We start from the raw sequence: 23,890 nt of genomic DNA on the forward strand, positions 1-23,890 counted from the left end.
ATCTAGATTGTTAGTGACCCGGGCGCCATTTCAGGTTTAGCGTAGGCTAGCCTTCCCAGAGATTCTGGAAGAAAATAGGCATCCAAGCCAGCCACTGTAACTGTTTCCGCAATAATGTGGTCCACCGTTCCATCGGCTCCTATCAATGCATCATTAGTTAAAATCTGAACGATCTCCGCTATGATAATTGTGGTTCCGTTGATTTCCATATCAATTACTTCGCGCAACTCCAGGCCAATGCGGATGGTAGACTCTGCTACAAAAGGAGCTTGAAAAGACTCCATATAATGCGCTTTGAAACCGCAACTATCAAACTCAGAAACCCCAGAGGGATAACTGGCACTTGTTTGATGTGCTTGCATATACCAGGAAGGGAGTACGTTGTTAAGCGTAAACTGCCCTGTAGATTTAATGTTACGAAGGGTATCATTATGCTCTCGTTGGGGCCGCATTACCAAACCCAAAAGCGGCGGATTTGCACCCAGATGAAATACGGAGCTGACTACACAAAGATTCGTAATGCCCTGATCATTAACTGTTCCTAAAAGATTTAAAGAACGATAACCAATCAGGCTGTTAATCAAACTCGTTCTATACGCTTTATCTAACTGGTAGATCTGTTCACTGCTAATGCTGATCATCTCAACTCGGCTTTAGATTACCCATTCCTCCATCAATACCGATTACTTGACCGGTCATCCAACTGCTATCGTCGGACAACAAAAAAGCAATTGCGTTGCTGATGTCTTCTGGCTGTCCATAACGACCTAAAGGATGTCTTTTAGCAGATGCTTCCTGCTTGTCAGCCGAGCTCAATAGCTTTTCGGCCATAGGGGTATTCGTCAACGACGGCGCAACTACATTTACCCTTATTTTTTGGGAAGCTAGTTCAGCTGCCAAGCTCAATCCCATTCCTTCAACTGCCCCTTTTGCAGCAGCCACACTTGCGTGGTAGGGCATTCCAATTTTGGCGGCAACAGAGCTGATTAGTACAATAGAAGAACCTGCGGCGTTTTTAATTGACTTAAGCGCATGTTGGATTACTCTCGCTGCTCCCAAAACACTTAACTGATAGTCGTTTAAAAAGTCGTCTACGCTGAGCCGGTTAAAGGGTTTTAGGGTGATACTTCCGACGGCGTACACCAGCCCTTGCAATTGCTCGGGAAGAAAGGCCTCAACAGCATCAAGATCTCCAGTTACATCAGCCTGCAGATATTTTACATCGTTTGGCCATTCTTCCGAAGCGGATCTGCAAATCACATATACATTCGCTTTATGCGCATGTAATAGCTGTACCAATGAAAGACCTATACCTGAACTTCCTCCAACAATCAGGATATTTTTTCCTTCAAAATTCATGAGCCTATATATTTAAGAAATTCATTCCTGGTTTCAGTTTCTGAGAATTTGCCACTGTACGCAGCGGTAAGTGTTGTACTACCTGAATCCCTGATTCCGCGACTTGATACACAATGGTGATGTGCATCTACAATCACAGCAACATCTTCTGTTCCCAAAGCCTCTTTAAGCATGTTGGCGATCTGCATAGTCAGTCTTTCCTGTACCTGAGGTCGTTGAGAACAAAACTGGACGATCCTATTCAATTTGGAGAGTCCGATCACTTTTCCGTTGCTGATATAGGCAACGTGTGCTTTACCAACGATTGGAACAAAATGGTGTTCACAATTGCTGAATACAGAAATATTCCTTTCCACAAGCATCTGATTGTATTTAAAAGGATTATTAAACAACGTTGGGACAGGTTTATTCTCTGGATTGAGGCCACTAAATATTTCTTTCACATACATTTTAGCTACCCGCTTGGGTGTGTCTTTTAAACTGTCGTCTTCAAGATCCATACCCAATATTTCCATTATGCTGCTAAAGTGTTGTGCGATGAGGTTAATTTTCCTATCATCATCCAACACAAATGCATCCGCACGCATCGGGGTATCGAAAGACGAGCTATGGTGTTCCATTTCGATATCACTAATAGCCTGTTCAATGTTTAAAATACTTATTGTGTTATTATTTATCATGAGATTTTTTATAGTCGAAAGACAAATCGTTCAAATGTAATACAATATCGTATTACATTAATAATAATTATGCAATATTGTATATATTCAATGGTGTCCTTTGGAATAAATAAGTTTCAAGCAGAATGAACAATTAATGAAACAAACACATTTAATACTTGTTATTTCCGGCATCAACATTATCTGTTATCTAAAACTAGATTTTGAGTTTCAAAATTTCAATCTGCAGGAACTTTTAGCTTAGGTAGCAACAGATCACGAGGTTACAATTACCTGTAAACACAGGTCGCCTTTGAATAGGATCTTTCCATTGATTTTGCAATTGTATCAAAATGCTTGCAATCAACATCATAGGTCAGTAACAATACACGGTCTTATTAACTCTAACTGCTGTATGCTCAGAATTTTAGACTACCACAAAAAGTATCAGAATCTTCCAGTTTTAACCGTTCCAGAACTGAATCTACCAAATGGCATATTCTCTCTCAAAGGAACAAATGGCAGCGGCAAAAGCACCTTATTGAAGTCATTAGCAGGTATCCTTCATTTCCATGGGAATGTGCTCTTAAATGAAAAGTTCAGCCTAAAAAAAGATGCTATAGCCTATCGCACTAGGGTAAACTTTGCTCCTGCTGAACCTATATACCCAGAATTTTTAACGGGATATGAAATGGTTAAAATGTTTGCCTCAGCTAAATCCAGTCATTCGAACCAAGCAGAGAAATATATTTCCGAAATGATGATGGGTAGTTACATTGACGATGAACTTGGAAGCTATTCAAGCGGAATGCTTAAAAAATTGTCCCTCGTATTGGCGTTTCTTGGTCATCCATTATTGATTCTTCTTGATGAGCCACTGATAACCATTGATACCGAATCCCTACAAATTTTGTATAGTTGGATAAAAGAAAGACATCAGGTTGAAGGTTGCAGTTTTATAATTGCCTCTCACCAAATACTTGAAGCAGAGAGGCTAAAAATAACAGCAGGGTTGATTGTTTCAGATCAAACGGTACAATTTATCTAATGAGGCATGGATATCACAAGAGTTCTTTTAAAAGTATTATCCTGGCGTTTTTACAGAGAAAATTCAGGCTTTCTATTATTCAGCTATGTATCTGTAATAAGCTACTGCTTCTTCATAAAAACTGCTGGGGTTTACCCTCCTGAACAATCTGTATTTTATCACTTGATGCTCATGATGACCTTCATCGTTAGTCCAATAGTCATGCTGCTGGTTTTTGTGCTCTTTTTTTTCTACACCATAAAAAGCTGGAGATATGTGATTAAACAGCTAAAGGATGAAACGAATCAGTTTCTATTTTACAGTTTCAACGCGAGCAGTAAAGAAAAGCAATTCATAAGTTTATTCTTCATGCAATTGGTGATCTCTTTACCCTTGGTTGGTTACTGGCTTTTTGCGACAATTTTAGGTGTTCTTTTTAAAGCCAATCTTATACCGCTGATCACCTTAATCTATATCCTGATTTTAATTATCATTAGTGCTTTGATTTACCTGCACCAACTAAACAAAGTTCAAGTGCCTGAAAAAAAATCTATAGTTGGGAAGTTAACTGGACACTGGAAGAAACCGTATCCTTCACTGTTTCTTTATTACTTGGGAAGAAAACTTCAACTCTCCCTGACACTAACTAAATTATGCTCACTATTAGTGATCATTGGAATATATAACGGATTCAAGGAGGATGTCGATGATGAGAGAATAATGGGTATTATTATGCTTGGAGTGGCAATAACCCACAGTTTCATAATTTACAAAGACCATCATTTTAAAGAGACTTATCTCAGATTTTCGCGTAATATGCCCTATCATCCACTGCATATTATAGTAAATTTCATCATCATGTTTGTATTTATTCTCTTACCTGAACTGATTTGGCTTTTAACAACAACCAATCTGGAAGTTGCGATCAAAATCACACTACTTTCTCTGAGCATATCCCTACTATTTAGGTCTTTAGTCTATCTAACCGGATTACAAATCTATAGATACCTGATTTGGACATTCTGTTTGTTTGTCTTACAGTTTTACACGATCATGTTCGACCAGCTTTGGCTGCTATTTGCATTCAACACTGTTGCGGGGTTTACGATATTCTACACACACTACTTTAGACCAAACCATACTATCAGTTATTCATAGCGATCCGTATAATTGGTATTGGTGAGTTGAAAAATAAACTATTAGAACCAAAGGCAGTCTATCAGCTAATAAACAATCATTTACCATTTTGAGCTCAAGAATATGGGGGTTTGTCTCAATGAAGTCTTCAATAAACCTTTGATCTTTATCATTATAGAAATAGACCATAAAGATTTGAAAGTTTCGTTGATTAATATAAACAAGTCTATAATTTTTAATCCTGTTCATGAAAGCTTTCGGGTTCTTGGCGGAGAACTCGACTCCATAATTTGCATCAAATCTCGCTAATGAAGCTTCATCGAAATTTAGGAAAGCGGAAAAGTTAAGTACCTATTTGAAGATATTTAAAATCCAACAGGAAATCTGAGAGTCGAGGGAATATATCAAACTGCGCTCCCAGAAGAAAAATTAGTGTACACTAGCCCGCTATCATCCGTTTTCAATAGCCCAATAACGCCGTTATAGACACTTGCAACTTAAGACTAGACGATATCGCAGTAGAAAACACAAATTATACGCTAACGATTGATTTTTCTAAGCAGGATGGAGAAGTAGAATCAGAAGTCCATCAAGGCAATCTCCTAATGACGTAATAGCGATTCGACTTATTGAAATTTGGGGGCACCAGAGGAGCTATAATAATTACTGTTTTAAAGATTAACGATGGCATTTTCAGCGGAGGAAGTAAAATCTTTATTAAGTGAAACATTTTACACGGAACTTTCAACACTCAGAAGCAAAGGTGAGTTTAATAAACCAAGGGGTTTTGAGGAGCAATTACAGCATTACTTCCAAAATGAAGGATAAATTTGTCTTGTTATGTCTTGGAAATACAGAAAATTTTCTAAAAGAAAACCCCTTTACTGTTTGTCAATTGGCCTATCGTGAAAATCTTCCGAGGAGCTACCAGTACCATCTTCATGGGTATTGTCAACATCCTTGTCTGAGGATCCGACATAGCCATCATCTTTTAATGAATCTGCACCTTGAGTCCCCGTATTGTCTAACCCATCTCTGGGACCTTTAGGTTGAAAAGGATCTGGTTTTTTCTTCGTTTCCATAACTTACTATTTTAATGATTAACAAACTACAATGCCGGTAGTTTTTAAAAACTACCCCAAGACTTACAACGAACAGTGGAGGGATGATTACTTCCCAGTATTGGGGTCACTCTTAAAAATCCTTATCGCACAACCCCCACCTGGTGCAAGTTTTACTGTTAACAATTCACCTTTCTTTATCATCTTCTCAAGCATAACCAAATGATTTGGTTGTTCTGCTGAGTCTTCTGCATCCATATAAATCTCCGCTCTATACTCCCCCTTCTCCAAAAAATTTAAAGGAATATCGATTGATCTGCCTGAGCTACTATTTATAGTCCCAACATACCATTCATTCTTATGCTTCCTTGCAATAGTTAAAAAACCATCGAGTTCTGCATTTATCACTTTGGTTTCCTCCCAAACTGTCGGTACCTTTTGAATAAAATCGAAACCTGGCTCACCTTCGTAGGCTTGCGGATAGTCTGCAACCATATTTAAATAACTTTCTAGCACGACGTACATTGCCAACATATGCGTCCTCGTCCCAACCATTGTAGGCCTGATGTACTTAGGCTTAAAATCGCTTGGCTTAACTGCTCTAAAACCTCCCAAATGGTAATCACTAGCCCCCGCAATCATTCTTGTAAACGCAATATCCAGGTCATGATCAGGAGTAATCGGATTTACCAACCACTTGTTCTGCTCGTAATTAAACGTACCTTCTCGGGTAAATTCATTCGGATACGTTCTATTTAAACCTGTTGGCTTAAACGCGCCGTGAAACTGAATAAAAAGATGATGAGCTGCAGCACGTTCCAGAATCTCTTCCTGAATATTTACCATCTCCTGATCACTGCGATCCAGAAAATCGACCATCATTCCTTTAATACCCCACTTTTCGAACTGTGTAAAAGCAGCTTCCAACTGTGGATATAAGGCTTTCCAATTTATCCAAACATGAATAGCTACACCTTTACTTTTTGCGTAGTCACAGATTCGCTGCATATCCAGAGAGGCTACGGTTTTTGTAACATCAGAATAAGTGCCCTGGTCCGCGTAACTCGCCCAGTTATTTGGATACCAGGCAAATCCTCCATACCCAATTACAGAGTGATACTCAATATTATTCCGCGCACAAAAATCAATATAGTACTTATTGGTTTCAAAGTTTACACCGGGTGCAAAAGTCGAATCAGGAACCACATCTCCATTCCACCAATGGAAGGACGTTTTTCCAGGCTTCAACCAGGAAAGGTCCTTTAGCTTTGTGGGTTCATTTAGATTGGTCAGGATGTTCGACTCTAAGAATGTACCTGGCCTATCGCTAATCATAACCACTCGCCAAGGCGTATGATGCGGCAGAACTGCTTTTACCGTAATATCCTTCTCACCCGGTAGCGGAGTAAGCTGGCTTCTCAAAATACCATTTTCTTTTACCAAATACATTCCAGAATAGTTTCTCAAGCTAGCCTCTGTGATGGCAACATATACTTTTTCGGGATATTCAAACAGCGCAGGTAAATCCATTAAATTATTGTCAGGAAGCCTATCCAAAGTCATCTTTTGATATAACCCTTCGTGGCTGCTTTTATAATCTCTTCCGAACAAAAGTGTCCTGACTTTTGGATTTCCAACAAGGTGAAAGCTGCTCCGTTCTTCTTTAAGGACATAGTCAGCCCAATTGTCCTGCTTTGGAAACTCATACCGGAATGCCAGGCCATCGTTAAATAACCGTACAACGATATTGATTTGCCTTCCTAGACTGGATTGTTCCTTTAACGGGAGCGTAAGCTGATTAAACCGACTGGTAATGTTCCGGGCTCTACCAATAGGCAATTCATACTGCTCTTCCTTTGAAATAGAAGTAGTTTTTAATAACGAAAGGTTAGCAGCAAAGCGACCTCCATCCTTGAAGTCCATAGCTAGCTCTGAATCGGCAATGAGGATCTTGCCCTTGTAAGCAACGGTATAGCTCGGCCCTTCTTTCTTTAACAGGAAAGAAAACACTATTCTACCGTCTGGCGACTTCAAATAAGCTTTCTTTTGGGCAACAAGAGAAAGCGACGAACAAGTTAAAACGATCACTAAGATCTGGCTGACTATCCTCATATCTGACTTACTTCAATCCACTTGCCATCCTCTTTGATCAAGTCGATCAAATCATCTAATGCTCGTGTAGAATTCACATTTTTCTTAACCACTTCTCTCCCACGATAAAGTGTAATCTTATCAGGCCCCGTACCTACATACCCATAATCGGCATCAGCCATCTCGCCTGGACCGTTTACAATACAACCCATAATTCCAATCTTAATTCCTTTTAAATGATCTGTCCTTGAACGAATGAGTTGAGTCGTTTCCTGAAGGTCAAAAAGCGTACGTCCACAACTCGGACAAGATATATACTCTGTTTTCGAGATCCTGGTGCGTGTAGCCTGCAAAATCCCAAAACTTGTAGAATTTACTAAAGACAATCCGACTGCAGTATCTGCTTTAACCCATATTCCATCACCTAAGCCATCTGTAAATAGCGCGCCAACATCGGTTGCAGAGTAAAGCATTAAATCATCAGCATTCAAACCCACGTACGATCTTTTGATGATCACAGGAATTTCAACGCCACTTCTAATCAACGAAACGAAGAAAGCTCTTTGAGCAGCCATGCCGTGAATCGCATCAGTCTCCAAAACAATTACAACTGATGAATCTAAATGAGCAAAATCTATATTACAAGCCTCATCGGTGTTAATCCTTACCAAATTCAACTGCTCGTCTTTAATTCCAGCAATCAGATATTCGCTAAAAGAAAACAGCGGGTGACAGTTGTTCTTGTCTACCAAACCAGCCCAGGTAGTAGCGTTATAAATCTGCTTTAAATTACCGGGGAAAGAAAACGATGGTAGATTGTCTCCAAGGTAAACCAGGTCGCAAGCCTGATCGGCTATATTATATTTATCAAGTCCCGCACTATACTTGTACCCTACAGCACCTAAAAAGTAAGGATTTTTCAGATTTTCTAATGATACATCCAGCATCACTACAGGATGATAATGTCCACCAATATGTCCTACCGGAACAGTATGCCTTCTCGAATATTCATATGGACTATAAGGCAAGTCAAGCACTTTTATGGATTCAACCTTAGCAGAAACCTCAGTACCTAAAGCCAGGGCACGCTGCTCATATCTTAAAGCCAGCGCTTTTGCCACCGGTGCTTCAAACTCAGGATCTTCTGTTAGAGACACTCTGATCGTATCTCCCAGACCATCTTCCAGCAAAGTCCCTATACCAACAGCAGATTTAATACGACCGTCTTCTCCATCACCAGCTTCAGTCACGCCTAAATGCAAAGGATAATTCATCCCCTCCTTCACCATGGTTTCTACCAGTAACCTATACGCCTGAACCATCACCTGCGTATTACTTGCCTTCATCGAAATCACCAGGTTGTAGTAATTCTGGTCTTCGCACATGCGGATGAACTCCATAGCAGACTCGACCATTCCCCTGGGGGTATCACCATAGTGACTCATAATCCGGTCAGACAATGATCCATGGTTCGTACCAATTCTCATTGCCGTTCCATATTCCTTACAGATCTTTACAAGAGGGGTAAACTTCTTATAAATCCTATCAAGCTCTGCCTGATAAGCAGCCTGCGTATAATCAATGTTCTCAAAACGCTTTTTATCGGCGTAATTTCCAGGATTAACTCGAACTTTCTCCACGATCCTTGCCGCTGATTCTGCCGCATTCGGTGTAAAGTGGATATCGGCAACCAATGGCACATTATAGCCACGGTAGCGAAGTTCTTTCTTAATGTTAGCTAAGTTCTCAGCTTCTTTTACACTGGGCGCAGTGATGCGGACGTACTCACACCCAGATTCAACCATTCTAATGGTCTGCTCTACCGTTCCTATGGTATCCATGGTATCAGTAGTGGTCATTGATTGTATCCTGATTGGATTCAACCCTCCCATTGGGATATCACCGATTTGAACTTCCCTCGTCAAAAACCTTGAATAACTAGTTAAACTGTTACTATACCCTTCCATTGTGTGTTGATGTGGCACAAAGATAAAAATTAAATTAATCTATCCTTTATCACCAATGTATTTGCAATAATATCATGAAAGCATTGCTGCTTTTTATTAAGAAAACTATAGAGGTAGCCGAAAAACACGGGAGCTACAGACAAAGCTTTTGCCGCATTCCTGCCAAAAGAAACATCTATTTTAATGGGATTTCCCATCAAGTCGGTCACCTTGATATTCATCAATCGCTTTCCCCAGGTGGCTTGTTTTTCGGAGGCTTCCGCAACACTACTATAAATAAACTTTGCCAGAGGTATCAATGGAATCCCTGCCAGAGCTAGCCCAATACGCTGTACTTTCTCCTCCACAAAAACAAAAGCAATTAATACAAGAAGTACGTATCCAATAGTCAGTAAAAAATAATCAATAACAGAAGCCAGCAAACGCTGATCAAAAGAAGCGAAATATTGAGGCGCAGTTTGCTGGTAGGTAAAACCAAGAAGCTCACGTAGTTCCGGGAACTCGTGAGCTTCTTTATAATCATCCATACCGGGCTTTCTAATAAATGTAGAGGTTCGAATCTTTAGGTCCTTTAATGCCGCAAGTTCAAATGGCCCTTCAGGCTTTCCGTTTATTACAACAGTATAGTCAACATCATTGTCATGCATTGCTTCGTCTTACTAATATCTCTTCACCTCAAAGTTACTCAATCCACCGTTTAAACTGATGAATATCTTTTTTGTCGAAGTACTATAGTTAGACGTTTCATAAATGCCATCTTTCAATTTGATAAAACCTTCAAAGTCTTTAGACGACAATCCGCTTTTTGTGGTGATTCTACAACCAGAGTTTGTTGGTACACTTAGCTTTACATCAGCAACACCAGTCTTTATTCGAACATCAGCGATAGGCAAAATATCACCAAACTTAATGTCAAGAGCCGCAGCGCCACCATCGAAGTTGAATTCACGGACTTGATAAGGGCTAAGGTCAAAGTTTATTTCGCCGGCACCCATGTTAAGGTGCATCTCCCATATCGGTTTAGTATTCAGGTGTATATTGACATCATTTCCCCCTTCACCCATGTTCCAGTTCTTTTTATTGTTCATCTTGAAGGTCACCGTCCTCAAGCTATCCTGCAAATTATTCATCAAAGAGAATGCAGCACCTTTGTTTTTAACGGCAGCGGTGAACAAACTATCTGTCTCTCCTTCTAAAGTGTAGGATGTTCCTCCGCCACTGATATTTAAGACGGTTTTCTTTCCTGCAGCATCATCGAATGGAAGATCGAACGACTGCATTTTAACATCTCCTCCGTCATCATCGTTATCAAACTCCATGCTGAAATTCTTTTCCTTTTCCGATTGAGGCACCTGCGTTCCCCGGTAAAAAAGAACACCAAGCATGACCACCAAAACGCCGATTGATATGTATCCGCCAACTTGTGATTTACTTTTGGAGAAGAGGATATTTACCCCAGCAATAATTAAAAAGATAGGCCAGAAACGCCATACACTGCCCCAATAAAATTCTATAACATTAAAGTTTTCCAAAAGAAGTACGCTACCTATAAAAAGCAGTACAATACCCCACATTATTCTATCTAATTTCATCGTTATATATCTTTTTTGGTAAATCTGTCGTCTACTTTAGGCGCCTCCTCAACAGGTGTAGCTGGAATTATAGGTTCCTCTGCAGGCTTTTCTGTAAACGCAGCCCCAGTCTCCTGTTGCTTTTTCCATTCCTCCCAGGCATTTTTATTCTTAGCTTTTAGTAAAAAACTTACGCCAACCGCAACAAAGACCAATGGCCACATTTTACTTGCGTTAAACCAAAAAGGTATGATGTTAAACTCATTCATCAAGAAATAAATTCCTATGACCAATAGAACAAGCCCTGCCACCGTTTTTCCGGTCTCCGTACTTTTCTTTATTGGCCTGAACTCTGCGTCATCTCTTCCCGTTTTAAAGGGATCAGCATTCATTGACGGTGACGTCCACCCTTGTGAATTTGACTTGTTTTCAAATGGATTCGTAAAACCTTTATTATACTCATTAAATTTAGCGAAACGCTTAGCAGGATCGTTATTTACGGGAACCACAATCCACATCACGATGTAAACCAATACACCCGTACCCACTAAGAAAATCGTCGACAATACAAATAACAACCTGATTATCGTTACATCAACCTCCATGTACTCAGCGATTCCGGACGATACTCCTCCGATCACTTTTTCGTACTCATTTCTAAATAATCTCTTTTCCATTATCTTCCCTCCTTGATTAAAACTGTACTGGTTTGATCGTTATCTCATCAACATTTGCACTACTGCTTAAGTTTAAGACACTCCAAATAGTTTCGGCAATATCTTCCGGCTTTACAAAACGTCCTTCTGGAATTGAAGTCCCTTCCCATGAGGATGTTAGTGTTGAACCCGGCAAAATGGCTGTAACCTTAACGTTGTATTTTGATAACTCATCCCGAAATACATTACTAAGACTAAACATTGCAGCTTTAGTTACACTATAGCTCCCGGCATTTTCAGCAATTTGTTTACTAGCAACAGAGCAGATGTTAAAAACATGTCCAAACCGCTGTTCACGCATCATTTTACCGAAAAATTTTCCGCAGTAATAGCTAGCATTCAAATTGATATGCAGCATTTGTTCAAATTGTTCGTCACGCTCATTTAACAAACTCCCTGTCAAAAAACTCCCAGTGTTGTTAACCAATACATCAACTTCAAGCATCCTGCTTTTGACGGCTTCGCAAAAGGCGTAAACTTCTGCTTTTACCGCCATATCCGCTTTGAATACAAACACCTGAATACCCATGATTTCCAAATCCATCTTCAACTGAAAAAGTGCTTCTTCATCTCTTGCACAGATGCTTAGGTTGTATCCCTTTGCGGCTAATTTGAGTGCGATAGCCCTGCCGATCCCTCTTGTCCCTCCAGTGATTACTGCGTTCATATGGTTATTAAGTTTAGAAAGCAATAATACAAAAAACGACCACAGCCAAAAACTTTGAGAACAAAGTTTTGTTAGAAAAGTCTATAAGGTCATTCAAGTTTTTATTGTTTCTTTGTAATAATATTGCTCAAGTACCTATAGCTAAATTTTTCAAGAATGAATTTCACCAACTTTGGCAAATACCTACTTCTTCTAAAGGCGGTATTTAGACGACCGGAAAAGTTTAAGATTTACATGAAAGCCATATTCACTCAAATGAATTTCATTGGTGTAGGCTCCCTGGGTTTAATTGCAATCATCTCCACCTTCATTGGTGCAGTAATGACGCTACAAATTGCCTTTCAGTTGGTAAGTGACTTTATTCCAAAAACTATTATTGGCTCAGTAAACAGAGATTCAAGTATATTAGAGTTAAGTCCCACCATTACAGCTATCGTACTGGCAGGCAAGATCGGCTCTGCCATCTCTTCAGAGATTGGAACGATGAGGGTAAGTGAGCAAATCGATGCCCTGGAGATCATGGGCATCAATTCTCCTGGCTACCTAATCCTTCCTAAAATCATCGCCGGTATTACCATGGTTCCATTATTGGTAATCATGTCTATGTTCTTAAGCATTGCAGGTGGGTATCTTGGGGGTACACTTTCGGGTGCAGTATCTCCTTCTGAATATATTGAAGGTATCACTACAGATTTCAATCCTTACACCATTGTTGTTGCTTTAACAAAAGCTTTCGTTTTCGGATTCATCATCACTTCAGTTCCTGCTTATGAAGGCTTTTACGTAAAAGGTGGCGCATTAGAGGTGGCTCAGGCAAGTACAAGAGCAGTTGTAGTAAGTTGCATTTCTATCCTTGTTTGTGATTACCTTGTAACCCAGTTATTACTATGATCGAGATTCAAGACATTCGCAAATCCTTCGGTGATAACGACGTACTTAAAGGCATCTCCGGAACGTTCGAAGCTGGTGTAACTAACCTGATCATCGGTGGTTCAGGATCCGGTAAATCAACCCTTCTAAAATGCATGGTTGGCCTCCACCGTCCTGAAGACGGAATCGTAAATTATGACGGTCGTGAGTTTACCAGCATGAATTTCGAAGAAAAGATCGAGATCCGAAAAGAAATTGGAATGCTCTTCCAGGGTTCGGCCCTGTTTGATTCCATGACAGTTGAAGACAATATCATGTTTCCCTTGAATATGTTTACCGAGCAAAGCGTTAGCGAGAAACTGGATCGTGCCAACTTTTGTTTGGAACGGGTAAACCTCGAAGGTAAAAACAAACTGTACCCTGCTGAATTATCTGGGGGGATGAAAAAGCGGGTAGGCATAGCTCGAGCAATTGCCATGAATCCAAAATATTTGTTTGTCGATGAGCCCAATTCAGGACTTGATCCAAAAACATCTATCGTGATTGATGAACTGATCAAAGAGCTTACCGAAGAATACAATACCACCACAATTGTAGTAACACATGATATGAACTCAGTAATGGGTATTGGGGATTACATCCTTTTCTTGCACGAAGGAAAGAAATTTTGGGAAGGCTCTAATAAAGAAATTGCCCACACTGATGTTGAAGAACTAAACGACTTTGTTTTCGCTAGCCGCTTTATGAAAGCAGCGAAAGGAAAATTTTAACACACCACAATTTATGATAAGCCTGTTAACACCCACGCATTGGAAAGATTACGAACTGATTGACTGCGGGGATTTTGAAAAGCTGGAACGCTTTGGAAATCTTGTTTTATCCAGACCAGAGCCTCAGGCAGTTTGGAAAAAGACGCTTTCCGAGCATGATTGGAAGAAGCAAACCCACATCAAATTTAAAGGGCGCTCCGCAACTTCAGGCGAATGGTTAAAAAGCTCAGCCCATCTTCCAGATCGTTGGAATGTTGCATACTCAAACGATGAAGTAACCATCAATTTGAGGCTTGGCTTAACTTCCTTTAAACATGTGGGCGTATTTCCAGAGCAGGCAGTAAACTGGGATTATATCTCCTCATCCATAAAGAAATTCAAATGTTCCAGTCCCAAGGTCCTCAACCTCTTCGCCTATACTGGAGCTGCTTCACTCATAGCAAAAGCAGCCGGAGCCGATACCACCCATGTGGATTCCATAAAACAAGTAGTGAACTGGGCCAATGAGAATCAGGAATTATCGAAACTAAAGGATGTGCGCTGGGTAGTGGAAGACGCCCTTAAATTTGTAAAAAGAGAGCTTAAAAGAGGCAAAAAGTACAATGGAATCATTTTAGATCCACCTGCTTTCGGTCATGGTCCAAATGGAGAAAAATGGAAATTGGAAGACCACATTCAGGAAATGATGCATGATGTAGTGCAATTGTTGGATGAGGAAGAACACTTCTTAATCCTCAACACCTATTCTCTTGGTTTCTCATCAGTAATAGTAGAAAACCTAATTAAAACCTCTTACCCACAGGTGCAGAACCTGGAAACTGGTGAGCTTTATTTACAAGCTACCTCTGGTATTAAATTGCCTTTAGGGGTGTTTGGTAAATTCAATAAGTTTTTATAAACTGAACCACTTTTAAATTCGTTATAGGAGTGTTATACTTGTAGCAATTTATTAAACTGCCATCAAACTGTTTTGATGCACTATTTTACCAAAAAAAACAAATCTTAAAATGAAGTTACCTCAACTAGCAGCGATGCTTATGGTCGGAATTATCTCTATCGGCTTATCTACCAGTTGCACATCAGAGACCAAAAAGACAAGTGGTAAGGATTCTATCACTGTGAAAGGCGATTCAACAGCTGTACCTCAAGTTGGAACAACCCGAGACCCAGTTGACACCGCTAAATATAACGCCAAAATCAAACGACTGGCCAATGGTGATACCACAGGAAGGTGGCCGGTAAAAAACCAACCCTATCCATTGGCAGGTGCAATTCTTCCATTTAAGAGAATCGTTGTTTATTATGGGAACCTGCACTCTAAAAAAATGGGTGCTCTTGGAGAATATGCTCCAAAAGAAATGTGGAGTCGCTTAAACAAAGAGATCAAGCATTGGGAAAAAGCAGATCCTTCAACTCCTGTTCAGGCTGGTGTACATTATATCGCAGCAGTGGCGAGTGGTACTCCTGGAAAAGACGGAAAATACATTAATCGCATGGGTAACAATCAGATTGACTCAGTGATGAAAATTGCCAAGATGCATAATGCCATTGTTTTTCTTGACCTTCAAGTGGCCTTAAGCAACCTAAAAGCTGAGTTACCAAGGATAGAAAAATACCTTCAGCTGCCAAACGTACACTTAGGTATTGATCCCGAATTTTCTATGAAAGACGGAACTCTTCCGGGCAAAAAAATCGGAACTTATGACGCTGCTGACGTAAATTATTGCGCAGAATACTTGACTAATCTTGTTAAGAAATATAACCTGCCCCCAAAGGTTTTTGTGGTACACCGTTTCACTAAAAAGATGCTAACGAACTACAAAAGCATTAAATTGCGTCCAGAAGTTCAAATTGTAATTCATATGGATGGATGGGGTGAGCCTGATTTAAAAATTGGTACTTACCGTCATTTTATCTTCTCTGAACCGGTTCAATTTACAGGATTTAAATTGTTCTACAAAAACGATTTGAAGAAAGCACCAAACCGTTTGATGACTCCAGAGGAGCTGTTAAAACTTAAGCCTGCTCCGATCTATATTCAATATCAGTAAGAATTATTTAAGTATATTTTCCAAGAATACATACACGGCCTCGAACGCAGTAACTATGAAGTCGGGTTGTGCTTTGAGTGAGGCCGCCATGCTTCCGCAGTGAGGCCGCGGTGAGGCCGCCTTTTGCTTAGGCAAAAGGCGGCCTCACCGCGCTTTGAGTGTTCATTCAGGGTGGGTACACCCAGACTAGTAATCGAGCCAATAATCACTTTGTAGTATTAGTAGTTGAATTCTGCGTTACTGAAGGGGTTATCAAGCTTAGTACTTTGTCGCTTTCCATTAACAATCGCATGTATCATATTGATTTGTGAATCGTGCTGCTCGTACAATATATCATTCTGAATGCTAAACTTCTTAACTGGCGCAACGGCATCCGATTCAAAATAACACCAGGCAGCCTCCTCTTCAATTTCGTAACCTATAAACCGAAGTGGTAAAATCAGGCCATTGGCGCTCACTTTTAAATGACTGTTTATATAAGCGGCAATGCACTCATTTACCTTTTTTCTATCTTTCGGTTTCAAAATATTTACGCTGATCTTATATTTTTTATCGATCGCCTTCTCCAGATCGTCAAAAAAAATCCGGGTGCTTACCTGTACCACCCGGGTCTTTTGAACTTGCTCAATTTCCGTAACGCTCACGTAAAACGGGTGAAAGAAGGAAAGCCAAATGAATAACAAGCGTGGTAACATAGTTGAATAGCTATTAGAATTTGTGGATATAGATTCCAATCTTTGAACAAAATTACGAATAATACCCCAATGCAGGATTTCTCTTTGTACTTTGACCTCGGCTTCCACCATATTTTGGATTGGAATGGTTACGATCATATCCTGTTTGTGATCGCTCTGTGTGGGATATATACCCTTAAAGATTGGAAGAAAGTATTAGTATTGATTACGGCATTCACCATTGGGCACAGCATAACTCTAGCTTTTAGTGTGCTAAACATCGTTCATTTCAACAAGCAGATCATTGAGTTTCTAATCCCTGTAACCATCCTAATTACTGCAGTTATTAATATCTTAAGCAAGAAAACAAAGCCTAAAAGCTTAAATTTAAAGTATATACTGGCGCTGGCCTTTGGTTTTATTCATGGCATGGGGTTTTCAAACTATTTAAAAAGTCTTTTAGGAAAAAGTACTAACATTGTATCCGAATTGTTCGCTTTTAACATTGGTTTAGAGGTTGGGCAGGTGATAATTGTGATCGCCACACTAATCCTTGCCTTTATTTTAGTTTCAATTGTAAAAATTAGGCTATGGGACTGGACATTCTTCCTGTCTTCAGCTATATTTGGTATCTCGTTTATCATGGCGGCTGAGCGGCTTCCGGCACTTTTATAAAACTTATGAAGAAATACCTACTTTTTTTAACCGCCTTGCTGATCGGCTCAGGTGCATATGCGCAGCTATTGACTAATCCAGGATCGAATCATGGAAATAAGTTTGAACAACTGGGGACGATCTTGTCAACCCCAAACTCATACAGAACAGCATCTGGTGCACCAGGTTCTGCCTATTGGCAGCAGCGGGCTGATTATGTAATCAATGCAGAACTTGACGAGAAAAAATTGTTGCTTACAGGATCAGAGACGATTACCTATTCCAACAATTCACCAGATCCTCTTAGTTACTTGTGGGTACAATTGGACGAAAATCAACATAAGGCCACTAGCGATAATATGCTGACCGAAACCAGCAAGATGACGGATAAGATGACGTCTAAGGCATTATCAGGTATCCTGAATGCAGAAAATGATCTGGGGGTTAAAATCGTAAAACTAACTGATGATGCTGGAAAATCTATTCCATATGTGATTAACAATACCATGATGCGCATTGACTTGCCGACGGTGTTAAGACCCGGACAGAAGTACGTGTTGAAGATTTCCTGGAACTATAAAATATCAGACCGTACTACAGTTGGTGGCAGAGGGGGGTACGAGTATTTCGCAGAGGACGATAATTACCTGTTCACCATGACCCAATGGTTCCCTCGCATGGCGGTATATTCTGACTTTCAAGGTTGGCAAAACAAACAATTCGAAGGTCGTGGTGAGTTCGCACTGGCATTTGGAAATTACAAAGTTAATATGACTGTTCCAGCCGATCATGTGGTTGGAGGTACAGGAGAATGTCAAAACTATTCTCAAGTGTTGAGTGCTGTCAGTATGAAAAGATGGAATGAAGCGCAATCCGCAAAAACACCTATTGAGATTGTAAATCTCGCTGAGGTTAAAAATGCGATGGGCAAGCACTCTACTGCAAAAAAGACCTGGACATATGTTGCAGAAAACGTTCGGGACTTTGCATGGGTTTCTTCAAGGAGGATTGTTTGGGATGCTCTTGCAACTTATGTAGATGGTAAGAAAATCATGGCCATGTCTTACTATGGTCCTGAAGCTTATCCGTTATACAACAAGTATTCAACGAAAGTAGTTGCGCACACATTAAAAGTTTATTCAAAGCATACTATTGCGTATCCCTACCCTGTCGCAATCTCGGTAGAGGCATCAAACGGCATGGAATATCCGATGATATGTTTCAACTACGGTCGCGCAGAGAAAGATGGAACCTATACTGAAGCTATCAAATTGGGTATGATCGGCGTAATCATCCATGAGGTTGGGCATAACTTTTTCCCGATGATCGTGAATTCGGACGAGCGCCAGTGGACTTGGATGGATGAGGGATTAAATACTTTTTGCCAGTTTCTGGCAGAGCAGGAATGGGATAACAATTACCCATCCGGAAGAGGACCGGCGCATAAGATTGTCGATTACATGAAGATGCCTAAAGACCAGTTGGAGCCTATTATGACCAACTCCGAGCAAATCGTAAACTTTGGTCCGAATGCCTATGCTAAACCTGCTACGGCACTAAATATCTTAAGGGAAACGGTGATGGGGCGTGAGCTTTTTGATTATTCTTTTAAAGAATATGCGAAGCGATGGGCCTTTAAACACCCTACTCCAGCAGATTTCTTTAGAACTATGGAAGATGCTTCGGCGGTTGATTTGGACTGGTTCTGGAGGGGATGGTTTTTTGGTACGGATCCGGTAGACATTTCACTGGATAGCGTGAAATCTTATAGGATGAACAGCATGAAGGCTGCCACAGAAAATGTTAATAAGAAAGCTACTTATGAACGAGACAACAAATACATTGGCAAAGAGCGCAACAGAGCTTCAGGGATTAAATTTGCTGTAGAACAAGATACTTCTCTTCTTGACTTTTACAATAAATTTGAGCGTTTCGAGGTGGCTAAAACGGCTGATCAGGAGTTTCAAACCTACTACAACGGATTATCTGATGCTGAGAAAAAGCTTTACGAAAGCAAGAAAAACTTCTACGAACTTAGCTTTTCAAACCTTGGAGGTTTGGTGATGCCTTTGATTCTGGAATGGACTTATACAGATGGAACTAAGGAAATTGACAGAGTACCAGCATACATTTGGAGAAAAAACGAGAATAGGGTAACAAAAGTTTTCGCGAAAGACAAGCAAGTGGCATCGGTTCAACTTGATCCTTACCGCGAGACCGCAGATATTGATGAGAACAACAATGCGTGGCCAAGAAAGCTGAGTCCCTCAAGATTTGATTTGTTTAAACAGCAAACGCCGCCTAGAGGAGCATCTGCTGGCGGAAATCCAATGCAACAGTCGAGAAAGAACTAGGTTATTGGTCGTTAGAAAAACCTTGTTAATAAAAAAAACCTTGAGGTATTAAAAGAACGTCATGCTGAGTTTATTTCAGCATGACGTTCTTATCAAAACACAACTCGTTTCAAAACATAAACATTGTTCAAAACACAACGATGTTTTCTCTACACTACTTCGCGGTCATTTGATTGAGTTGATGTTTCAGGGCATCAATCTGGGCTTGTTGCTCTTTAATCGCTGCCACTAAGACTGGGATCAGACTTTCACTTGATACCTCATCATACCGAATAGTTTTAGTACTGCCTTTTCCCGCTGGGAAAGTTTTAAAAGCCTCAAAAACCAGTTCAGGATGTTGCAATTTGAAATCTTGGGTTAGGAAACCATGCTGTATGCTGTCGGACAACTTTAGATCTTTCAGCATAGCGCTATTATACTTAAAAGTCACTGGTTTTAGTGTTGTCAGGTACATCAGTGGATTATTAATTTCTGCAACACCTGTTTTTAAATGCTTTTCTTCGATCTTTTGAGCGCTTAATGAAAATGCGCATAGCGTTACTAAGAGTCCTGTAACAAGACCCTTTTTTTGAATAGGATTTATCATAATTTTTGCTCGTTTAATGAATATTAATTGTAATTAGATTTCCAATTAACACTCAGGGGGCAAATACACGGAGGATAAATAGTGAGTGACTGCACCTTGTAGATAGTGCGTATGAATAGTTCTGGAAGGCAAATCAACGTAGATTAGGTCCACATCATAAACCAATTCATCAAAAGGTGATTTTACTTCCTTAGTTTCTTGTTCCTTTTCGCTTTTGTTTTCAGATTGGTCTTCTGAAGGTGTCCAGGCTGTTTTAACCTGTTCTTTAGATTGGCTGAAGAGTATGGTGCATTTTACCGACAGGAATGACAGCAATAATAGAATACCTACAAATCTCTTAAGCGTCTGCATATTAAAATAGTTTGGTCTGCCCCTTATCATCAATGTCAATGTCGCCAGGATTTGTAATCTCTAGTTTAATATCCTTAATAGGTGGTGTCTCTGCTTTTGGCTGGTCGACCGGCTTGTCAGACTTCCAAGCTTTCTTCTCATTAACAATTTCAGGAGCGTTTAGTTCTATGCCAGCAGGTTTTAGTTCTTCTGCTATCTGATCTTCATCAGTATTTTCTTCTTGAGTAGATTCCTCATCCTCCAGAGCGGCAGATATAACAACCTTCTGTTCAATTATCGGATCAATCTCCCCGTTATTTGAGATACTGATATTTTTAACTTCATGCTGACTTAAACGATTTCCATTGGCTTTGATACCTTTGACATCAATAAAATCGGCCAGAACAACCTCAATGGTCTCCGGAATTAACGTCTTTCCCTTCAAAAGTTCTACGGTAAGAACTGCCGCAGGATTGCTGGTCAGGTATATAAATTTAGACCCTGCTTCTTCACTGATCAAGCCGCCCTTTCTACCAACCGCTATAGCTTCAAACACGAATCTTTTAACGAAGTAGTTCTTTGCTTTGCCTTCATATTGAACCAATGCGAACGGTTTCTCCGGATCGTACTTTTGGATCAATATCAGGTCCGCGTCGAAGTGATTACTCAACTCAAAAGTACTTAACTCATACCATCCATCTTTGTGCACCTGTAGAATCTTATCGTCACCATCAAACTCTCCAAGATATTTACCGCGACTGTCAACATTAAGCCTTCTAAGCAATTCATCGTACCAAATCTTCAAGCCGGACAATGTTGACACGCCTTTGCTTTTAAAAAGAACCTTTTTAAGGGGATACTTGGAAACAATGTTTCCTTGAGACGCCCGACCCTTAATGGCGATCTCTGCATAATCAAGATCGAATTGTAGTTTCTTAAGCTTAGCATGTGGCTTTAACTGAACGGTGATAACTTCAGCTTCCCCATTCGGATTTGCAGTAAAATACAATACTTTAGATCCTTTGCTGCCTTTTGTTAAGTCGTATTCTTTGTCGCGGGTTACCCCCACAACAGCAAAACGTTTTACGTAAGAAACTCCGGTACCTCCATCTTTATAAACCAGGTTATAAATCGTTCGCTCATCGCCTTTCTTAAAAACCTGCGCGTGGAGGATTCCTTTACCCACAAAAGTCTTATCAGCGACCTTTGTGATGATGCATTTTCCGTCTTCCCTAAACACAATGACCTCATCGATATCCGAGCAGTCGGCGACAAATTCATCCTTCCTTAATCCCGTTCCAATGAATCCATCCTCTCGGTTCATGAATAGTTTCACATTGGCCAGCGCCACTTTAGAAGCTTCCACCCTATCGAATAGGCGAATTTCCGTTTTGCGCTCGCGACCTTTCCCGTACTTATCTTTCAGTTTTTGAAACCAGGCAATGGCATAGTCGGTTAGGTGTCTTAAATGATTTTTAACCACTTTAATCTCATCGGCCAATGCTTTCATTTGGTCATCTGCCTTTTTAACGTCAAAGCGGGTGATGCTACTCATCGGTTTATCGATCAGCCTCTTTAAATCTTCTGGTTGAATGTCCCGGTATAATATCTCTCTGAAAGGAGCGAACAATCGGTTCAATACCTCCACTACCATTTCAAAATTGTTGGAATTCTCGTATTCAGGGTGCTTATACATGCCCTCCTGAATAAATATTTTCAGCAATGAGCTGAAGAATATCTTTTCCTGTAACTCATGAAGTTTGATTTCCAATTCCAATTTTAACAGTCCTTTGGTATGAACTGTATTCTGAATCAGGATGTCATTTACACTCAGAAACTGCGGTTTATCATCTCTGATTACGCAGGTATTAGGAGAGATTGAAACCTCACAGGAGGTAAATGCATACAAGGCATCAATGGTAACATCGGGAGAAATACCAGGTGCAAGGTGAATTACAATCTCAACATTTGCCGCGGTGTTGTCTTCGATCTTCTTGATCTTAATCTTACCCTTATCGTTTGCAGACAGTACACTATCAATCACAGAGCCTGTTGTAGTACTATAAGGTACCTCTGTGATCACCAAAGTTCTTTTGTCTTTTTCGGTAATCTTTGCGCGTACCCTAATACGTCCACCCCTCATACCCTCGTTGTAAGCAGAGAAATCTGCCGCACCACCAGTAAAGAAATCTGGAAGAATATTTGGTCGCACACCCTTTAATGATTCGATGGAAGCATCGAGCAATTCGATAAAATTGTGCGGCATTACTTTAGTAGCCAAGCCTACGGCAATACCTTCCGCACCTTGCGCCAATAGCAAAGGAAACTTTACTGGAAGGGTTATTGGCTCATTATTTCTACCATCGTAACTCAGTTGCCAAACCGTAGTATCAGGATTGAAAACCACTTCGTTCGCAAACTTGGAAAGTCTTGCTTCAATATACCGCGGTGCTGCGGCATTATCACCAGTAACAGGATCTCCCCAGTTACCTTGCATATCAATCAATAGTTCTTTTTGTCCGATCTGAACCATGGCATCACCGATAGATGCATCACCGTGAGGGTGATATTTCATGGTATTTCCGATTACGTTTGCCGCCTTGTTAAACCTTCCATCATCCATTTCTTTTAGGGAATGCATAATGCGGCGTTGCACTGGCTTCAGGCCATCATTGATGTGGGGTACAGCGCGATCAAGAATTACATAGGAAGCGTAATCGAGGAACCAGTTTTCGTAAAGCCCATTGATAGGGATTACAGTATGCGTACTTTCTTCGTTTACGTTGTCTTCTATTTCGTCACTCATCAAAAATGGTTTGGATTCCGTAAATATAAGGGTTTGAAACCTTATTTGCCAAGCCGCTCTTCAACGAATGTAAATGGTAACAGGTTCTTAATACTGCTAACTTTCACAACCTCACCGCCGATGCAGTAGAAGAGAACTTCAATCTCTTTTTTCTGCTTTTGTTCAAATTCTGCCATCACCTGCAGACATGCCCCACAGGAGGTAATCGGGTTCATAATCTTAAAATTATTTGTTTGCGCCGTGATCGCCATTTTCTCAATAATTACTGTTGGTTTGGAAGCACCAATCCCAAATAGCGCCACACGTTCGGCACATAATCCTGAAGGGTAAGCTACATTTTCCTGATTACTGCCTGTTACAATAGAACCATCATTAAGCTGAACAGCTGCACCTACCCTAAACTGTGAATATGGCGAGTAAGATGTGTCTAAAGCGCGCACAGCATGTTCGCAAAGCACTTTATCTGCAGACTCTAGCTCTGAAATATCACTAAAGTTTTTGTAACTAATCGTGAAGGTTTTTTGCTCCATATTTAAACAT

At 40.3% G+C, this 23,890-nt stretch carries 23 protein-coding genes; 8 read left to right on the forward strand and 15 right to left on the reverse strand.

The annotated features are described in order from the left end of the window. Window positions 1–2 precede the first annotated feature (2 nt). Genes ACHFIZ_RS06935 through folE form a run of 3 tightly spaced genes read right to left on the reverse strand, consistent with a single transcriptional unit; the run spans window position 3 to window position 2,039 of the window. The gene (locus ACHFIZ_RS06935) at window positions 3–641 is read right to left on the reverse strand and encodes a flavin reductase family protein (protein ID WP_410884200.1); all 639 of its coding nucleotides are present in this window, start codon (window positions 639–641) and stop codon (window positions 3–5) included. A 1-nt stretch (window position 642) separates the two neighbouring features. Further along, window positions 643–1,359 carry an SDR family NAD(P)-dependent oxidoreductase gene (locus ACHFIZ_RS06940; protein WP_410884202.1) on the reverse strand — a complete coding sequence of 239 codons (717 nt, stop codon included), beginning with the start codon at window positions 1,357–1,359 and terminating at the stop codon, window positions 643–645. Then, entirely contained in the window at window positions 1,356–2,039 is a 684-nt protein-coding gene (gene folE / locus ACHFIZ_RS06945) for a GTP cyclohydrolase I FolE (RefSeq protein ID WP_410884204.1), read from the reverse strand. Before folE ends, ACHFIZ_RS06940 begins: the two co-directional genes overlap by 4 nt. Window positions 2,040–2,433: 394 nt before the next feature. Here folE and ACHFIZ_RS06950 point away from each other — a divergent pair, with 394 nt between their 5' ends. Further along, window positions 2,434–3,066 carry an ATP-binding cassette domain-containing protein gene (locus ACHFIZ_RS06950; protein WP_410884206.1) on the forward strand — a complete coding sequence of 211 codons (633 nt, stop codon included), beginning with the start codon at window positions 2,434–2,436 and terminating at the stop codon, window positions 3,064–3,066. Window positions 3,067–3,072: 6 nt separating this feature from the next. Beyond that, a complete protein-coding gene (locus tag ACHFIZ_RS06955) occupies window positions 3,073–4,203 on the forward strand; it encodes a hypothetical protein (protein ID WP_410884208.1) in 1,131 nt (376 codons plus the stop codon). Window positions 4,204–5,063: 860 nt separating this feature from the next. On the opposite strand, the gene ACHFIZ_RS06960 is transcribed toward ACHFIZ_RS06955, so the two are convergent. The 7 genes from ACHFIZ_RS06960 to ACHFIZ_RS06990 all read right to left on the reverse strand — a co-directional run bounded on the left by ACHFIZ_RS06960 (window position 5,064) and on the right by ACHFIZ_RS06990 (window position 12,255). Next, window positions 5,064–5,264 carry a hypothetical protein gene (locus ACHFIZ_RS06960; RefSeq protein WP_410884210.1) on the reverse strand — a complete coding sequence of 67 codons (201 nt, stop codon included), beginning with the start codon at window positions 5,262–5,264 and terminating at the stop codon, window positions 5,064–5,066. Window positions 5,265–5,351: 87 nt separating this feature from the next. Next, on the reverse strand, window positions 5,352–7,355 hold the full coding sequence (locus ACHFIZ_RS06965) for a glycoside hydrolase family 97 protein (RefSeq protein WP_410884212.1): 2,004 nt from the start codon (window positions 7,353–7,355) through the stop codon (window positions 5,352–5,354). Beyond that, entirely contained in the window at window positions 7,352–9,301 is a 1,950-nt protein-coding gene (gene ispG / locus ACHFIZ_RS06970) for a (E)-4-hydroxy-3-methylbut-2-enyl-diphosphate synthase (RefSeq protein ID WP_410884214.1), read from the reverse strand. Before ispG ends, ACHFIZ_RS06965 begins: the two co-directional genes overlap by 4 nt. A 29-nt stretch (window positions 9,302–9,330) precedes the next feature. After that, window positions 9,331–9,948: an RDD family protein gene (locus ACHFIZ_RS06975; RefSeq protein ID WP_410884216.1), complete on the reverse strand. Its 618-nt coding sequence runs from the start codon at window positions 9,946–9,948 to the stop codon at window positions 9,331–9,333. 12 nt (window positions 9,949–9,960) lie between these two features. Then, window positions 9,961–10,893, reverse strand: a complete 933-nt coding sequence (locus ACHFIZ_RS06980; protein WP_410884218.1) for a LiaF transmembrane domain-containing protein — start codon at window positions 10,891–10,893, stop codon at window positions 9,961–9,963. A 2-nt stretch (window positions 10,894–10,895) separates the two neighbouring features. After that, window positions 10,896–11,549 (reverse strand): PspC domain-containing protein, encoded by a 654-nt coding sequence (locus ACHFIZ_RS06985; RefSeq protein WP_410884220.1) that lies wholly within the window; start codon window positions 11,547–11,549, stop codon window positions 10,896–10,898. A 16-nt stretch (window positions 11,550–11,565) separates the two neighbouring features. Then, window positions 11,566–12,255 carry an SDR family oxidoreductase gene (locus ACHFIZ_RS06990; RefSeq protein ID WP_410884222.1) on the reverse strand — a complete coding sequence of 230 codons (690 nt, stop codon included), beginning with the start codon at window positions 12,253–12,255 and terminating at the stop codon, window positions 11,566–11,568. 156 nt (window positions 12,256–12,411) lie between these two features. On the opposite strand from ACHFIZ_RS06990, the gene ACHFIZ_RS06995 reads away from it, so the two are divergent. From ACHFIZ_RS06995 to ACHFIZ_RS07010, 4 genes are all read left to right on the forward strand, one after another. After that, a complete protein-coding gene (locus ACHFIZ_RS06995) occupies window positions 12,412–13,146 on the forward strand; it encodes an MlaE family ABC transporter permease (RefSeq protein WP_410884224.1) in 735 nt (244 codons plus the stop codon). After that, window positions 13,143–13,895: an ABC transporter ATP-binding protein gene (locus ACHFIZ_RS07000; RefSeq protein ID WP_410884226.1), complete on the forward strand. Its 753-nt coding sequence runs from the start codon at window positions 13,143–13,145 to the stop codon at window positions 13,893–13,895. Before ACHFIZ_RS06995 ends, ACHFIZ_RS07000 begins: the two co-directional genes overlap by 4 nt. A 13-nt stretch (window positions 13,896–13,908) precedes the next feature. Then, window positions 13,909–14,793 carry a class I SAM-dependent methyltransferase gene (locus tag ACHFIZ_RS07005; RefSeq protein ID WP_410884228.1) on the forward strand — a complete coding sequence of 295 codons (885 nt, stop codon included), beginning with the start codon at window positions 13,909–13,911 and terminating at the stop codon, window positions 14,791–14,793. 109 nt (window positions 14,794–14,902) lie between these two features. After that, entirely contained in the window at window positions 14,903–15,946 is a 1,044-nt protein-coding gene (locus tag ACHFIZ_RS07010; RefSeq protein WP_410884230.1) for a hypothetical protein, read from the forward strand. A gap of 218 nt (window positions 15,947–16,164) precedes the next feature. Here ACHFIZ_RS07010 and ACHFIZ_RS07015 read toward each other — a convergent pair whose 3' ends face one another. Then, window positions 16,165–16,641, reverse strand: a complete 477-nt coding sequence (locus ACHFIZ_RS07015; RefSeq protein WP_410884232.1) for a DUF6702 family protein — start codon at window positions 16,639–16,641, stop codon at window positions 16,165–16,167. A gap of 42 nt (window positions 16,642–16,683) precedes the next feature. Here ACHFIZ_RS07015 and ACHFIZ_RS07020 point away from each other — a divergent pair, with 42 nt between their 5' ends. Both ACHFIZ_RS07020 and ACHFIZ_RS07025 read left to right on the forward strand, forming a co-directional pair. Beyond that, window positions 16,684–17,295, forward strand: coding sequence for a HupE/UreJ family protein (locus ACHFIZ_RS07020; protein WP_410884234.1), 612 nt, complete (start codon window positions 16,684–16,686; stop codon window positions 17,293–17,295). A 5-nt stretch (window positions 17,296–17,300) separates the two neighbouring features. After that, window positions 17,301–19,628, forward strand: coding sequence for a M1 family metallopeptidase (locus tag ACHFIZ_RS07025; RefSeq protein WP_410884236.1), 2,328 nt, complete (start codon window positions 17,301–17,303; stop codon window positions 19,626–19,628). Window positions 19,629–19,782: 154 nt separating this feature from the next. On the opposite strand, the gene ACHFIZ_RS07030 is transcribed toward ACHFIZ_RS07025, so the two are convergent. From ACHFIZ_RS07030 to ACHFIZ_RS07045, 4 genes are read right to left on the reverse strand one after another with little or no spacing between them, the layout of a single operon-like run. Continuing rightward, the gene (locus ACHFIZ_RS07030; protein ID WP_410884238.1) at window positions 19,783–20,214 is read right to left on the reverse strand and encodes a tail fiber domain-containing protein; all 432 of its coding nucleotides are present in this window, start codon (window positions 20,212–20,214) and stop codon (window positions 19,783–19,785) included. A gap of 45 nt (window positions 20,215–20,259) precedes the next feature. After that, window positions 20,260–20,565, reverse strand: a complete 306-nt coding sequence (locus ACHFIZ_RS07035) for a hypothetical protein (protein WP_410884240.1) — start codon at window positions 20,563–20,565, stop codon at window positions 20,260–20,262. Between the two features lies 1 nt (window position 20,566). After that, window positions 20,567–23,350 carry a DNA gyrase/topoisomerase IV subunit A gene (locus ACHFIZ_RS07040; RefSeq protein WP_410884242.1) on the reverse strand — a complete coding sequence of 928 codons (2,784 nt, stop codon included), beginning with the start codon at window positions 23,348–23,350 and terminating at the stop codon, window positions 20,567–20,569. Window positions 23,351–23,391: 41 nt separating this feature from the next. Beyond that, a complete protein-coding gene (locus ACHFIZ_RS07045) occupies window positions 23,392–23,880 on the reverse strand; it encodes a cytidine deaminase (protein WP_410884244.1) in 489 nt (162 codons plus the stop codon). Between the last annotated feature and the right edge of the window lie 10 nt (window positions 23,881–23,890).

This window comes from Pedobacter sp. JCM 36344, from assembly GCF_046546555.1.
In the GTDB taxonomy this organism is placed as follows: Bacteria; Bacteroidota; Bacteroidia; order Sphingobacteriales; family Sphingobacteriaceae; genus Pedobacter.

Excerpts from the sequence above, each read along its gene's own strand:
- ACHFIZ_RS06935 (WP_410884200.1), bottom strand. The coding sequence starts at position 641 with ATGATCAGCATTAGCAGTGAACAGATCTACCAGTTAGATAAAGCGTAT.
- ACHFIZ_RS06940 (WP_410884202.1), bottom strand. The coding sequence starts at position 1,359 with ATGAATTTTGAAGGAAAAAATATCCTGATTGTTGGAGGAAGTTCAGGT.
- folE (WP_410884204.1), bottom strand. The coding sequence starts at position 2,039 with ATGATAAATAATAACACAATAAGTATTTTAAACATTGAACAGGCTATT.
- ACHFIZ_RS06950 (WP_410884206.1), top strand. The coding sequence starts at position 2,434 with ATGCTCAGAATTTTAGACTACCACAAAAAGTATCAGAATCTTCCAGTT.
- ACHFIZ_RS06955 (WP_410884208.1), top strand. The coding sequence starts at position 3,073 with ATGGATATCACAAGAGTTCTTTTAAAAGTATTATCCTGGCGTTTTTAC.
- ACHFIZ_RS06960 (WP_410884210.1), bottom strand. The coding sequence starts at position 5,264 with ATGGAAACGAAGAAAAAACCAGATCCTTTTCAACCTAAAGGTCCCAGA.
- ACHFIZ_RS06965 (WP_410884212.1), bottom strand. The coding sequence starts at position 7,355 with ATGAGGATAGTCAGCCAGATCTTAGTGATCGTTTTAACTTGTTCGTCG.
- ispG (WP_410884214.1), bottom strand. The coding sequence starts at position 9,301 with ATGGAAGGGTATAGTAACAGTTTAACTAGTTATTCAAGGTTTTTGACG.
- ACHFIZ_RS06975 (WP_410884216.1), bottom strand. The coding sequence starts at position 9,948 with ATGCATGACAATGATGTTGACTATACTGTTGTAATAAACGGAAAGCCT.
- ACHFIZ_RS06980 (WP_410884218.1), bottom strand. The coding sequence starts at position 10,893 with ATGAAATTAGATAGAATAATGTGGGGTATTGTACTGCTTTTTATAGGT.
- ACHFIZ_RS06985 (WP_410884220.1), bottom strand. The coding sequence starts at position 11,549 with ATGGAAAAGAGATTATTTAGAAATGAGTACGAAAAAGTGATCGGAGGA.
- ACHFIZ_RS06990 (WP_410884222.1), bottom strand. The coding sequence starts at position 12,255 with ATGAACGCAGTAATCACTGGAGGGACAAGAGGGATCGGCAGGGCTATC.
- ACHFIZ_RS06995 (WP_410884224.1), top strand. The coding sequence starts at position 12,412 with ATGAATTTCACCAACTTTGGCAAATACCTACTTCTTCTAAAGGCGGTA.
- ACHFIZ_RS07000 (WP_410884226.1), top strand. The coding sequence starts at position 13,143 with ATGATCGAGATTCAAGACATTCGCAAATCCTTCGGTGATAACGACGTA.
- ACHFIZ_RS07005 (WP_410884228.1), top strand. The coding sequence starts at position 13,909 with ATGATAAGCCTGTTAACACCCACGCATTGGAAAGATTACGAACTGATT.
- ACHFIZ_RS07010 (WP_410884230.1), top strand. The coding sequence starts at position 14,903 with ATGAAGTTACCTCAACTAGCAGCGATGCTTATGGTCGGAATTATCTCT.
- ACHFIZ_RS07015 (WP_410884232.1), bottom strand. The coding sequence starts at position 16,641 with ATGTTACCACGCTTGTTATTCATTTGGCTTTCCTTCTTTCACCCGTTT.
- ACHFIZ_RS07025 (WP_410884236.1), top strand. The coding sequence starts at position 17,301 with ATGAAGAAATACCTACTTTTTTTAACCGCCTTGCTGATCGGCTCAGGT.
- ACHFIZ_RS07030 (WP_410884238.1), bottom strand. The coding sequence starts at position 20,214 with ATGATAAATCCTATTCAAAAAAAGGGTCTTGTTACAGGACTCTTAGTA.
- ACHFIZ_RS07035 (WP_410884240.1), bottom strand. The coding sequence starts at position 20,565 with ATGCAGACGCTTAAGAGATTTGTAGGTATTCTATTATTGCTGTCATTC.
- ACHFIZ_RS07040 (WP_410884242.1), bottom strand. The coding sequence starts at position 23,350 with ATGAGTGACGAAATAGAAGACAACGTAAACGAAGAAAGTACGCATACT.
- ACHFIZ_RS07045 (WP_410884244.1), bottom strand. The coding sequence starts at position 23,880 with ATGGAGCAAAAAACCTTCACGATTAGTTACAAAAACTTTAGTGATATT.